Here is a 12,344-nt window from a genome sequence, read left to right on the forward strand (position 1 = left end):
CAATGCCCCGTAGTTCGCAACCAAGCACCCCCGGGAAACATCTCAAGGGGCACAGTGAGCAACGGGGGATCCAAATGCGTACTCCAGGCATGTGGAGATCAGTCACGGCTGTCGTGGTTCTCGCCGCGGTGAGCGGCTGCACGGTCCAGGCCGCCGGTACGTCCGCCGAGCCGGACCCGATACGCATCTCGACGGCGCCGGTCGAGACCGACGACCCCAAGCCCGAGAGTCCCGAGAAGCCTGCCCAGCCGGCCGACCCCGCCGGCGACGACGCCAGTCCCTCGCAGGCCGCGAAGCCCCCGAAGCCGTCCCCCACGCCGCCTCCCAAGGTGCTCTGGTCGCGGGGCGACCAGGGCAGAGACGTACGCGAAGTGCAGGCCCGGCTGCGTCAGATCGCCTGGCTCTTCGAGGGCCCGACGGGGACGTACGGCGCGGCGACGGTCGCCGCCGTCAAGGGCTTCCAGGGCAAGCGGGGGCTGCCGCAGACCGGGAAGACGGACTCCGTGACCTGGCAGCGACTGCTGAACATGACATACGAGCCGGGCAAGTGGGAGCTGTACGCGGCGGGCGACCAGCCGGCCGCGAAACCGGACCCGCGCTGTATGACGGGCCGCGTGATGTGCATCAGCAAGACGAGCCGCACGCTGCGCTGGATGATCGACGGCAGGACCCTCTCGACGGTGGACGTGCGCTTCGGCTCGCAGTACACGCCCACCCGGGAGGGCGAGTTCAACGTCACCTTCAAGTCACGCCACCATGTGTCGACGCTGTACGACACCCCCATGCCGTACGCGATGTTCTTCAGCGGCGGCCAGGCGGTCCACTATTCCTCGGACTTCGCGGCGACCGGCTACAACGGCGCCTCGCACGGCTGCGTGAACGTACGGGACGAGGCGACGCTCGCGGCACTGTTCGCACAGGTGAGGAGCGGCGACAAGGTCGTCGTCCACTGGTGAGCGCCGGGGTCGGGAGGGCGCGAGGAGAGGTATGGGGCGCGGGCGGGACCGGGGGAACGTGTCCCGCCCGCGCCAATGTGCACTGAGCCATGGGTACGGGGGGAACCCCGGCTCGTGCGCCAGCCGATGACCAGTCGGCTCACTTAATACTGCGCTGCCGCGGCCGAAAGTGTCACACCCTGCGGGCCAGACCTTTGAAGGCGTACGAAAACGCAGGTCAGGGCCGGGATGGGGTCAAGGACAGCGGAGTCGTGCCGTCCCCTGAGGCCAGGGTCGACGTGTCCTCGCCGGAGGTGGTCGCCTAGGCGGAGGCGGTGGTGAGGGCCGGGGCGGCGTGCTGGACGTCGGTGGTCGTGGCGGCGCGCTGGAAGTCGGTGGTCGGGGTTATTTCACCCGGCTCGTCGTCCTTGCCCTTCCCGCCCTTACCCTTCCCTCCCTTCCCGTTCTTCCCGCCGCCTTTGTCGGCCCCGTCGTCGGAGTCGTCGGCGTCGTCGGAGTCACCGTTGCCCTGGCCGTTCCCCTCGGGCGCCGCGTTGTCCCGGTCCTGGGACTGCGCGAGGAGGTTCGTGCAGTACTGCCGTACGCGCTCGGGCCCGCTCGCCGCTTCCTCCAGGCTGCGTCTGCGGTCGGGGTCGAGTTTCTTGCCGTCACGGACGTCCCGGCAGGCGGCGGTGACCTTCTTCCACCACTCCGCGGAGCGCGCCTCATTGCCGGCGCCGCCCGCTCCGGGCCCCGGGGGTGTGCTCCCCGGCGTTTCCTTGCGTGCGTCGTCGCCGGCGCCCGGAGCCGAGGGGGAGCCGTCGCCGGTCGGGCCTCCCGTGTCGCCGTCCCGATTCGGGACGTCGGGGGCGCCGCCCCGCGTCCCGCCGGGGGACGGAGTGATCAGCGGACGCTTCGGGGTGGCGGGCGCGGTCACCGTCGCTCCGGGTTCCGGATCGTCGTCGGTGAACGGCAGCACTCCGGCCGTGGTGACCATCGCCGCCCCGCCGAGCATCCCGGCGGCCAGCGTGGCGGCGAGCCCGTAACGCACCGGGCGGCGGGCCACTCGGGACGGACCGCGACGTCCCGCCAAAGCGCGGCCGATGCGGACGAGCCCCACATCGGCGGAGGTGGCCGTGTGCGAATGGCCGCGGTGTCCGAGGCTCGCGTGCTCGCCGTCCCGGCCGGCCTGCGCCTTGCGGAAGGCGGCCATGGCATTGGCCTCGCCCGGGAGTTCCGCGCTGCTCAGCGGGGGTTCGGCGGTCAGCGCGCCCAGCGCGCGGACGATCCGGTCGGCCTGGTCGCGCTTGTCGGCGTCGACGGTTTCGAGTGGCTCTCCGCGCAGGAGTCGTTCCGCTGTACTGCGGTCCAACCACTTGTACTGCTCGTCGGCCATCACATGTCCTTCTGCGTCCGCGAACGCATATGCGTCACACCTGCGGACGACACCGCGTCGCTGCGCGGCTCTCTTTGTGGGGGTACGGCGCTCAGTGCGCCAGTGGATTCCGGATCCGCGCCGAGCAGCTCGGCGAGCCGCTTCAGACCGCGGTGCGCCGCCGTGCGGACGGCTCCCGGACGCTTGCCCAGCGTCTCGGCGGCGGTCTTCGCGTCGAGGCCGACGACTACGCGCAGCACGACGGCCTCCGCCTGGTCCTGCGGAAGCTGGGCTATGAGGGACAGGGTGGTACCCGTGGCGAGCGCCTCGATGGCCTCACCTGCGGTGTCGGACTCGGCCGCCCGCCCGGTGAGCTCCGTCTCGTCGCCGCCGATCGCGGGGCGCCGGCCGCGCATCCGTATGTGGTCCAGGGCGCGGTTGCGGGCAATCCGGGCCGCCCAGCCGCGGAAGCGGTCCGCGTCTCCGCTGAACCGTTCGAGGTCGCGGGCTATCTGCAGCCAGGCCTCGGATGTGACGTCCTCGGCGTCCGGGTCGCCGACCAGCGTCCGTACGTACCCCAGAAGCCGTGGATGCACGGCCCGGTACACAGTCCGGAACGCGGTCTCGTCGCCGTCCTGTGCCGCAAGCACCGCGGCGGTCAGCTCCGCGTCGTCCCCCAGCACGCGCGCCCCTTTTTGCGCCTAAGCCGGCGCCGCTCTTGCGGACCGGGTTCTCGCCGTCGTGGTTCCTCAAGTCGTTGGATGCGGTCCTGCCCCGCATCCGGCGCGAAATGCACGGTACGGCCAGAAAGCATCTGTCGTCCATGTGCGTACAACGTACTAGCAAGCCTTGCAGCGCCGGGGTGTGACAGAAAACGCACCCTCGGCGCTGTAGAGAGTACGGGTCGCCGCGCGGCCCGTGCCGCGCGACGGTCGGGGCCTCTCCTGTGGGGGGTGGCGGCCCCGGCCGTTGCCATCGGCATGGTCACGTTGCCGTCGCAGACGCCGGGCCATGTTGTTCTCCGGACCTCTTCGGGTATCTCCGGGCGCATCGCCGCTGTTCTCCGGGCACATCACACCATCGGATGAGTGTCGGATCAGTTCTTCGTGCCTTTGGTGGGGGTGGGGCCGCCGCCGGGGTTCTTCGGGGGGACGGCCGCCTTGCCGGGCTTGCCCGGCTCGGCCGGCTTGTTCGGAGTCGTCGGCCCATCACCCGTACGGGGGTCAGGAGAGCTCGGCTTCTTGACGGGCCGACCGGAGGGCCCGGCCTCGCGGTCCCGGGCGGACGGAGGACGAGCGGAGGGCCGGCCCGAGAAGCCGTCGCGATGCCCGGGCGTCCCAGGCGTGGCGTCGGGATCCTCCGCGGTCCGGTCCGGCGCGCTCTTCGAGGGCCGCGGTACGCCGCTGTCGTCGTCCGAGGTACCGACCGAGCCGATCGACGCGATGGCCACCCCGCCGAGGGTCGCGCTTGTCAGCAGTGCGGCCAGCGTCGCCCGCAGCGAACGCCCGAGCCTCCGGTGGGCCCGCGGCCGCCAGTCGTCCCGCCGCCGGGTGCGCGCACCATGGGCTTCCGTCTGGCGCGCGGCGCGGTAGGCGGCACGGGCCCGGTCCTCGGCGCCGGGGTCGAGGGAGTCGGCGCGTACGGCGGCGGCGAGGACGGCTTCAAGGGCGGGGGCGTCGTGTCGTTCACCCATGTCCGAGTCCGCCCTTGCCCAGAGATCGCGTGCCGTTCATCCCGACTCCCCCAGCGTCCTGGGGCCGTCATCCGTCACACCTGCGGCACCCAACTGACGAGCGAGGGTCTTCAAGCCCCGGTATGAGGCGGTGCGTACCGCTCCGGGGCGTTTGCCCAGCACGCGCGCCGCGGCTGGACCGTCCAGGCCCACCACGACCCGCAGCAGTACGGCCTCTGCCTGGTCGCGTGGCAGTCGTGAGACGAGCTCCAGGGCGTACTCCGTGGAAATGGACTCCAGTGCCTGGTCGTGCGTGTTGTGCACGCCCGGGAGTTCCAGCACGTCCTGTTCCAGCACGGACGGCCGCGGCCGGGTCTTCTGCCGCCGCAGATGGTCGAGCGCCCGGTGCCGGGCGATGGTCGCGGTCCAGCCGCGGAATCCGGCCCCGTCCCCGCGGAACCGCCCCAGATCGCGGGCGATCTCCAGCCAGGCGTCCGAGGCCACGTCCTCCGCGTCGTCGCCGACGAGGCCGCGCAGATAACCGAGTAGTCCGGGCTGCACCAGCCGGTACGCGACCGAGAAGGCGTCCTCGTCCCCCTCCTGCGCCCGCGCGACGGCCATGCCCAGTTCTCCGTCGGCCGCCTGCTCGCGGCGGGGTTCGCCTCCCTGGCCCAACACTGTCCTCGTTCGCACCGAGTTCGTACCGAGATCCGCGCCACGCGTCATGGATCACCTCGAGGGCGTGCCCCCAAGGCGATCAGCGCCGGGACGTCCAGAAATGTCACAGCGGCACGAATGCGGGCAGGCTCCTCGGTCCCCTCTCAGACCCGCCCGCGGGCCCGCCGCGACACGACCGCGCGCAAGACGCGCCGCCCCTCCGTCGACAGGTCAAGAGCCTGCCGCAGACTCGCGGCGCCGCCGCCCGACAGCAGTTCCAGGATGGCGACCTGGCGGCGCAGTTCGGCGGCGACGAGGGGCGACATGTCCTGCGTACGGCCCTCGCGGCGGGCCGACACCGAGGACGCGCCGTCGTCCGCCGCGTCCAGCAGGCGGTGGACCTGGAGGGCGGCTACGGAGCAGGCGTCGGCCCATGCGCGCAGGTTTTCGGCGGAATGCTCCAGGGGCACGGCGTCGAGCATGCGATGGGCGAGCGCGGCGGCTTCGCCCTCGGGGGAGACGTCGCCCTCAGGAGCCTTCGAGGCTGCCAGCTCCGCCCGGGCCCACGCGACGCGCTCTCCCCAGTCCTCGGCCTCCGCGCCCTCGGCGAGGCTCGCCCACAACGGACGCAGCACCTCGTCGTCACCACCCAGCAAGGGTATGCAGCGGTCCAGACATGCCAGACCGCTGGCGGCAAGACCCCGCTCGTCGGCCTGAGCGATCAGTTCCACCAGGCTCATCCACGCCTCCCTACGGTGGGGCGCCTCTTGTTGCGGAGCCCGCACTTCCCCTTACTGCGTCCTCCGTGGCCGGAACGTCACAGTACGGAGTGGCCGAATCTCGCCGGGTCTCAGCTGTGCATCACCCCGAGCCGGTCCAGGAACTGGAAGAAGAGCATCTCGGCGGACGGGTCCGCGTCCGCGGTGAACACCTCGAGAAGCTGCTCCTCAGGCACCGTACGGCCCGACTCGGCGGCCCAGGCCACGGCCCGCTCGGCGGCGTCGCGCGGCTCCAGGAAGTAGTCCTCGACCGTCAGCCCGTTCTCGGCGCCCCCCAGATAACCGGCCATGGCGTCTCTCGCCAGGCAGCTCGTCCACGCCCCGCTTTCCGGAGCGGCGGCCTCGACGACCACACACTGACTGTCCATGACGTACCCGAAGAGCGCGGGCGCGCCGGTCTCCTCGGCGAGGTGGCTCATGTTCCCGACATCACCGGTGCCGTCCTCGATCGGGTACTCCCACACCTGCCAGCCGTCGTCGGCCCTCTCGTGCAGCGTCAGGCCCTTGGCCTCAGACAACGCGTCCAGCTCGGCGAGCGGCGACTCGCTCCTGCCGACGACGTAGTACCCCCAGTAACCCATTCCGGCTCCCCCCGGCGTTGCAGTTCAACTCGGCCCCAACGTCATCACAGTCGTACGGCCGTTCGCTACCGAAACGGTCAACTCATCCCAACCGCACCGACTGGACGTCAGCCCAGCTTCTGCGCCAGTGCGGAGAACTCGCCCCACGACGCCCCCGGCTTCCGCGGATCCCACAGCTTCTGTCCCAGCGCCCGCAGCGGCATACGGATCCCTGAGGCCACCTGGTCCTGGGTCTGGGAGTTCGCCAGATCGCACCAGACCGCGAAGGAGCCGCCGAGGATCTGGTCGTCGTACTCCTGGGAAACCGGAGTCGTGCCGCGCAGGACGAGGGGCGTCCACTGCTCGTAGATGCGCTGCCCGGTGGGGTAGACGAACTGGTTGGGCTGACCGAGGACGTAGTAGAGGAACTCGTCGTTGTAGTTGATCACCTTGCGGCCCGCCCGCAGGTACTCGGTCGGCTGGCGGGCGCCGATCTCCTTGCCCGTCCAGTACGCGACCTGGATGTCGTCGGATGCCTGAACGGCACCCCCGGGGAAGAAGCCGTCGTTCCAGGCCCGCATCGTCCGGTCGTGCCCGCGCATCAGCCTGGCACGGTCGTTGAGCCACCCGGTCGCCAGGTCCGCGACGCCCGCGGTCGCCCCGTACTTCTTCTGCGCGGCCACTGCCAGCTGCGGATACGTCGCCTCGGGGTTCGAGACCATCAGCGCCCGGTACTCGTCGGCGCCGAGGTGCCAGTAAGGCCCGGGGAACAGCTCCGCGTACTCGTCCAGCAGCTCGTCCACGAGGTCGGCCGCCGCGGGCTTGGAGATGTCGACGGCTCCCTGCGTGGCCACGCCGTTCACGTTGCGCAGCTGGAGATCGGGGTGCGCGTCGAGCACCGCGCCGAGGTGGCCCGGTGAGTCGATCTCGGGAACGACGGTGATGTGCCGGCTCGCGGCGAGGTCGAGGATGCGGCGCACCTCGGCTTTGGTCAGATGCTGCTCTGACACGACCTCGGGGTGTTTGCCGGACTCGATCCGGAAGCCCTGGTCGTCGGAGAAGTGCAGCCCGAGCTGGTTGTACTTCAGATCCCCCAGCTCACGGATCCGGTCCTCGATCCACCCGGCCGTGAAGTGCTTGCGCGCGATGTCCAGCATGAACCCGCGCTGCGGCTTCGCCGGACTGTCGCGTACGACCCCCTCGGGCGCCGCACCGTCCGCACGCACCGCCTGCTTGAGGGTGCGCGTCCCGTAGAACACGCCCGCTTCTGCCGGCCCGCTGATCCGCACCCGCCCGTCCTTGACGGCCAGCGTGTACGACTCGTCCCCGGAGTCCTCGTCGGTGAGGGCCAGTTGTACGTCCCCGGCGCGAGCGTCGCCCGTCCCCGCGTACCTGAGCTTCAGCTCCCCGGCGAGCAGCCGCCCCTCGTCCGCGAGGTCGGCGTCGTTCACGACCACGCGGCCCTCGCCGGCCGGACGCCAGCCGGGTCCGCGGGCGGGGGTGTGCTCGCGTACGGCCGGGATCGTACGGGGCGTCGTCGACATCGGGTACGTACGACTGGGCGACGGCGAGGCCGCGGGCGGGTCCGTGGGCTGCTGTGTCATCGGCGCGCCGTTGCCTCCGCTCGGCCACAGAGCGACCGTCAGGGCCGCGGCTCCCGCCACGATCACTCCGGTCCCGACCAACAGAGGCCTCCGGCTCGTGACCAGCTGGGGCCTCCGGCCCCTCGTCGCCCGGCGCCCACGCCCGTTCACCACAGATCACCCAATCAATTGCCCTGCCTGTCCCCCGCGAACCTAGGCCCTCAGCTCACCACGCCACCGTCCACCACACGATCCGAAACTCTGCCGTCCGGGTGAAATTCGGGCATCCCTCGGACAGCTTCGATCGCACCTCGATAGCGTGAATGTCACATCTCACACTTGATCCACTCCCGTAATCGCGCGTGAGGCCCCCACAGGAGCTTCACCGAACCGCCGAGGAACCCACGCTGCCTGCGCACCGTCCTTCTCGCCACTCCGGGCAGGTCGTCGCCCTGCCCGGGCAGACCCGCTCCAGACCGAGCCCCACAGGCCTGGAGCGGTTCAACACCGCACCCGCGGACACGGCCGAACGGGCCCTGATCGCCTGCTGCGGCAGCCACCGCTGGGCCCGCCGCCTCGCCGCCCACCGCCCCTACCCGGACCTGGCCTCCCTGCTCGCCGCGGCCGACGAGGCGGCGTACGACCTGACCCCCGCCGACCTCTCCGAGGCCCTGACCCGCGAGCCCCTCCCCCACATCCCCGCCGACGCCCACTCCGCGGCCCACACGGCCCTGAGCGCAGCCCACGCCGCGTACGAGGCCCGCTTCGGCCACGTTTTCGTCATCTGCCTGGACGACATGCCACCCGCGGAGACCCTCGACCAGGCACTCGCCGCCATCCGGTCACGTTTGGCAAACGATCCCGAGGAGGAACGTTGCCTCACGGCCGAGGAGCTGCGCCGTCTGGCAAAGGGCCGCTTGACACGTATGGCCCGCACAGGAGCGCCCCTTTAGGGGGCGCGGGGAAGTGACCATCAGCGGCTCCGCCGCGGGGCGCGAGCAGCCCACAACCGACCCGCACCCGGCAACGAACCAGTCGCCCAGCCCCGTAAGCGCCCCCCGAGCGGGTAGCCGTCCGCTGCCTGTTTGATCACATCGGGTAGGCCCGCTGTAAGCATCCCGACAGCACGTCGCTACGATGGCCAGGGCCGGTGGACCGTACCCGGCCGGGCCCGACCGACAGCACAAGCCGGCGCGGCCCCAATCCCCGCTCCCGGAGGAACTTCCGTGCCGGCTGGAACGCTGTACCGCGGCCGGGAAGGAATGTGGTCCTGGGTGGCTCATCGAGTCACCGGCGTCCTCATCTTCTTCTTCCTGTTCGTACACGTGCTGGACACCGCTCTCGTCCGTGTCTCCCCCGAGGACTACGACAACGTCGTAGCCACCTACAAGACGCCGATCGTCGCGCTGCTGGAGTACGGCCTCGTCGCCGCGATCCTCTTTCACGCGCTCAACGGTCTGCGGGTCATCGCCGTCGACTTCTGGTCCAAGGGTCCGCGCTACCAGAAGCAGATGCTCTGGACGGTCGTCGGTGTCTGGGTCGTGCTGATGATCGGGGCGCTGTACCCGGTTCTCGGCCACGCCGTCCGCGAAGTCCTCGGGAGCTGAGCCTGATGTCCACTACTGAGAAGAGCGCCGCCTCCGGCATCGGCCCCGTCGAGGGCGCGGGCGAGCTGGCGTACAGCGTCGACAACCCGGCGCCCTACATCGAGGCCCCGCGGCAGCGCACCAAGAAGACCCCGAAGTCGACCCGTGGCAACTTCGAGATGGCCGCATGGCTGTTCATGCGGCTGTCCGGCATCGTCCTGGTCGTCCTGGTCATCGGCCACCTGCTGATCCAGCTCGTCCTCGACGGCGGCGTCTCCAAGATCGGCTTCGCCTTCGTGGCCGGGCGCTGGGCCTCCCCCTGGTGGCAGACCTGGGACCTCGCCATGCTGTGGCTGGCGATGCTGCACGGTGCCAACGGCCTGCGTACGGTCATCAACGACTACGCGGAGCGGCCGAACACCCGGCTGTGGCTCAAGGGCCTGCTCTACACCGCCACGGTGTTCACCATCCTGCTGGGCACGCTGGTGATCTTCACCTTCGACCCGAACATCCGCTAGATCCGGGGCTACGAGACTCATGAAGATCCATAAGTACGACACCGTCATCGTCGGCGCGGGTGGCGCCGGCATGCGCGCCGCCATCGAGTCGACGAAGCGCAGCCGGACCGCGGTGCTGACGAAGCTCTACCCGACCCGCTCCCACACGGGCGCCGCGCAGGGCGGTATGGCCGCCGCGCTGGCGAACGTGGAGGAGGACAACTGGGAGTGGCACACCTTCGACACGGTCAAGGGCGGTGACTACCTGGTCGACCAGGACGCCGCCGAGATCCTGGCGAAGGAGGCCATCGACTCGGTCCTCGACCTGGAGAAGATGGGCCTGCCGTTCAACCGGACGCCCGGCGGGACGATCGACCAGCGCCGCTTCGGCGGCCACTCCCGTAACCACGGCGAGGCCCCGGTCCGCCGGTCCTGCTACGCGGCCGACCGCACCGGCCACATGATCCTCCAGACGCTGTACCAGAACTGCGTGAAGGAGGGCGTGGAGTTCTTCAACGAGTTCTACGTCCTCGACCAGCTGATCACCGAGGTCGACGGCGTCAAGAAGTCGGCGGGTGTGGTCGCGTACGAGCTGGCGACCGGCGAGATCCACATCTTCCAGGCGAAGGCCGTTGTCTACGCGTCCGGCGGCTGCGGCAAGTTCTTCAAGGTGACGTCGAACGCGCACACGCTGACCGGTGACGGCCAGGCGGCCGTGTACCGGCGGGGCATCCCGCTGGAGGACATGGAGTTCTTCCAGTTCCACCCGACCGGCATCTGGCGCATGGGCATCCTGCTGACGGAAGGCGCCCGTGGTGAGGGCGGCATCCTGCGCAACAAGGACGGCGAGCGCTTCATGGAGAAGTACGCGCCGGTCATGAAGGACCTCGCCTCGCGTGACGTCGTCTCGCGGTCCATCTACACGGAGATCCGCGAGGGCCGTGGCTGCGGCCCCGAGGGCGACCACGTCTACCTCGACCTCACGCACCTCCCGCCGGAGCAGCTGGACGCCAAGCTGCCGGACATCACCGAGTTCGCGCGTACGTACCTGGGCATCGAGCCGTACACCGACCCGATCCCGATCCAGCCCACCGCGCACTACGCGATGGGCGGCATCCCGACGAACGTCGAGGGTGAGGTGCTGCTCGACAACACCACGGTCGTGCCGGGTCTGTACGCGGCCGGTGAGGTCGCCTGCGTGTCGGTGCACGGCGCGAACCGGCTGGGCACCAACTCGCTGCTCGACATCAACGTGTTCGGCAAGCGGGCCGGGATCGCCGCGGCGGAGTACTCCTCGAAGGCCGAGTACGTCGAACTGCCGGAGAACCCGGCGGAGTTCGTGATCGGTCAGGTCGAGATGCTGCGCGACTCGACCGGTACCGAGCGCGTGTCCGAGCTGCGCCGCGAGCTCCAGGAGACCATGGACGCCAACGTGATGGTGTTCCGTACGGAGCAGACGATCAAGACGGCGGTGGAGAAGCTCGCCGAGCTGCGTGCCCGCTTCAAGAACGTCTCGGTCCAGGACAAGGGCAAGCGGTTCAACACCGACCTCCTGGAGGCCATCGAGCTGGGCAACCTGCTCGACCTCGCCGAGGTTATGGCCGTCTCCGCGCTGGCCCGCAAGGAGTCGCGCGGCGGTCACTACCGCGAGGACTACCCGAACCGTGACGACGTCAACTTCATGCGCCACACCATGGCGTACCGCGCGGTGGGCGACGACGGCACCGAGTCGATCCGGCTCGACTACAAGCCGGTCGTCCAGACCCGCTACCAGCCGATGGAGCGTAAGTACTGATGGCAACCCCGACCCTCGACAAGGAAGACGCCAAGCCCGAGCCGGGCTTCGCCGACTCCCCGTACATCACGGTCACCTTCCGGATCCGCCGCTTCAACTCGGAGGTCTCCGCGGAGGCGTCCTGGGAGGACTTCCAGGTCGAGATCGACCCGAAGGAGCGCGTCCTCGACGCGCTGCACAAGATCAAGTGGGACATCGACGGGACGCTGACGTTCCGCCGTTCCTGCGCGCACGGCATCTGCGGCTCGGACGCCATGCGGATCAACGGCAAGAACCGCCTGGCGTGCAAGACGCTGATCAAGGACATCAGGCCCGAGAAGCCGATCACGGTCGAGCCCATCAAGGGCCTGACCGTCCTGAAGGACCTGGTCGTGGACATGGACCCGTTCTTCCAGGCGTACCGGGACGTGATGCCCTTCCTGATCACGAAGGACACGAACGAGCCGACGCGTGAGCGTCTGCAGTCCGCCGAGGACCGTGAGCGCTTCGACGACACGACGAAGTGCATCCTGTGCGCCGCCTGCACGTCCTCGTGCCCGGTGTTCTGGAACGACGGCCAGTACTTCGGCCCGGCCGCCATCGTCAACGCCCACCGCTTCATCTTCGACTCGCGTGACGAGGCCGGTGAGCAGCGGCTGGAGATCCTCAACGACAAGGACGGCGTGTGGCGTTGCCGCACGACGTTCAACTGCACGGACGCCTGTCCGCGCGGCATCGAGGTCACCAAGGCGATCCAGGAAGTGAAGCGGGCGCTGATCACGCGCCGCTACTGAGTTCCCGTTCAACCCTGCTGAGTTCGCCTGCTCGGCACTCGCGCGAGGGCCCCGTCTCCCAGTCGGGATGCTGTTGGTTATTTCGGGCCTGTGCGTGACGTCGGCTCCCAAGACCTGGTTGTGGTCTTGGGA

The 12,344-nt window shown here is 69.8% G+C and carries 13 protein-coding genes; 6 read left to right on the forward strand and 7 right to left on the reverse strand.

All coding sequences use genetic code 11. The features are described from left to right. Positions 1-89: 89 nt before the first annotated feature. Entirely contained in the window at positions 90-956 is an 867-nt protein-coding gene (locus ABD357_RS20335; RefSeq protein WP_344391802.1) for a L,D-transpeptidase family protein, read from the forward strand. Between the two features lie 301 nt (positions 957-1,257). Here the strand turns inward: ABD357_RS20335 and ABD357_RS20340 are convergent, their stop codons facing one another. From ABD357_RS20340 to ABD357_RS20370, 7 genes are all read right to left on the reverse strand, one after another. Further along, on the reverse strand, positions 1,258-2,331 hold the full coding sequence (locus ABD357_RS20340; protein WP_344391803.1) for a hypothetical protein: 1,074 nt from the start codon (positions 2,329-2,331) through the stop codon (positions 1,258-1,260). Beyond that, complete coding sequence (locus ABD357_RS20345; protein ID WP_344391804.1) at positions 2,331-2,993, reverse strand: RNA polymerase sigma factor; 663 nt, start codon at positions 2,991-2,993, stop codon at positions 2,331-2,333. Before ABD357_RS20345 ends, ABD357_RS20340 begins: the two co-directional genes overlap by 1 nt. 413 nt (positions 2,994-3,406) lie before the next feature. Next, positions 3,407-4,003, reverse strand: coding sequence for a hypothetical protein (locus tag ABD357_RS20350; protein ID WP_344391805.1), 597 nt, complete (start codon positions 4,001-4,003; stop codon positions 3,407-3,409). A gap of 36 nt (positions 4,004-4,039) precedes the next feature. Further along, positions 4,040-4,657, reverse strand: coding sequence for an RNA polymerase sigma factor (locus tag ABD357_RS20355; RefSeq protein WP_344391834.1), 618 nt, complete (start codon positions 4,655-4,657; stop codon positions 4,040-4,042). 146 nt (positions 4,658-4,803) lie between these two features. Next, positions 4,804-5,379, reverse strand: a complete 576-nt coding sequence (locus tag ABD357_RS20360) for a hypothetical protein (RefSeq protein WP_344391807.1) — start codon at positions 5,377-5,379, stop codon at positions 4,804-4,806. Positions 5,380-5,489: 110 nt separating this feature from the next. Continuing rightward, positions 5,490-5,999 (reverse strand): hypothetical protein, encoded by a 510-nt coding sequence (locus tag ABD357_RS20365; protein WP_344391808.1) that lies wholly within the window; start codon positions 5,997-5,999, stop codon positions 5,490-5,492. A 107-nt stretch (positions 6,000-6,106) separates the two neighbouring features. Next, positions 6,107-7,582 (reverse strand): beta-N-acetylhexosaminidase, encoded by a 1,476-nt coding sequence (locus tag ABD357_RS20370; protein ID WP_344391836.1) that lies wholly within the window; start codon positions 7,580-7,582, stop codon positions 6,107-6,109. A gap of 341 nt (positions 7,583-7,923) precedes the next feature. Here ABD357_RS20370 and ABD357_RS20375 point away from each other — a divergent pair, with 341 nt between their 5' ends. The 5 genes from ABD357_RS20375 (at position 7,924) to ABD357_RS20395 (ending at position 12,212) form a co-directional block, all read left to right on the forward strand. Beyond that, positions 7,924-8,514, forward strand: coding sequence for a 2-oxo-4-hydroxy-4-carboxy-5-ureidoimidazoline decarboxylase (locus ABD357_RS20375; RefSeq protein WP_344391810.1), 591 nt, complete (start codon positions 7,924-7,926; stop codon positions 8,512-8,514). Positions 8,515-8,787: 273 nt separating this feature from the next. Continuing rightward, complete coding sequence (gene sdhC, locus ABD357_RS20380; protein WP_344391811.1) at positions 8,788-9,168, forward strand: succinate dehydrogenase, cytochrome b556 subunit; 381 nt, start codon at positions 8,788-8,790, stop codon at positions 9,166-9,168. A gap of 5 nt (positions 9,169-9,173) precedes the next feature. Beyond that, positions 9,174-9,665, forward strand: coding sequence for a succinate dehydrogenase hydrophobic membrane anchor subunit (locus ABD357_RS20385; protein ID WP_344391812.1), 492 nt, complete (start codon positions 9,174-9,176; stop codon positions 9,663-9,665). A gap of 19 nt (positions 9,666-9,684) precedes the next feature. After that, positions 9,685-11,439, forward strand: a complete 1,755-nt coding sequence (sdhA, locus tag ABD357_RS20390; protein ID WP_344391813.1) for a succinate dehydrogenase flavoprotein subunit — start codon at positions 9,685-9,687, stop codon at positions 11,437-11,439. After that, positions 11,439-12,212 carry a succinate dehydrogenase iron-sulfur subunit gene (locus ABD357_RS20395; RefSeq protein ID WP_344391814.1) on the forward strand — a complete coding sequence of 258 codons (774 nt, stop codon included), beginning with the start codon at positions 11,439-11,441 and terminating at the stop codon, positions 12,210-12,212. The genes sdhA and ABD357_RS20395 overlap by 1 nt, the downstream gene beginning before the upstream one ends. The last annotated feature ends 132 nt before the right edge of the window (positions 12,213-12,344 follow it).

The sequence above is a fragment of the Streptomyces vastus genome, from assembly GCF_039532825.1.
Taxonomy (GTDB): domain Bacteria; phylum Actinomycetota; class Actinomycetes; order Streptomycetales; family Streptomycetaceae; genus Streptomyces; species Streptomyces vastus.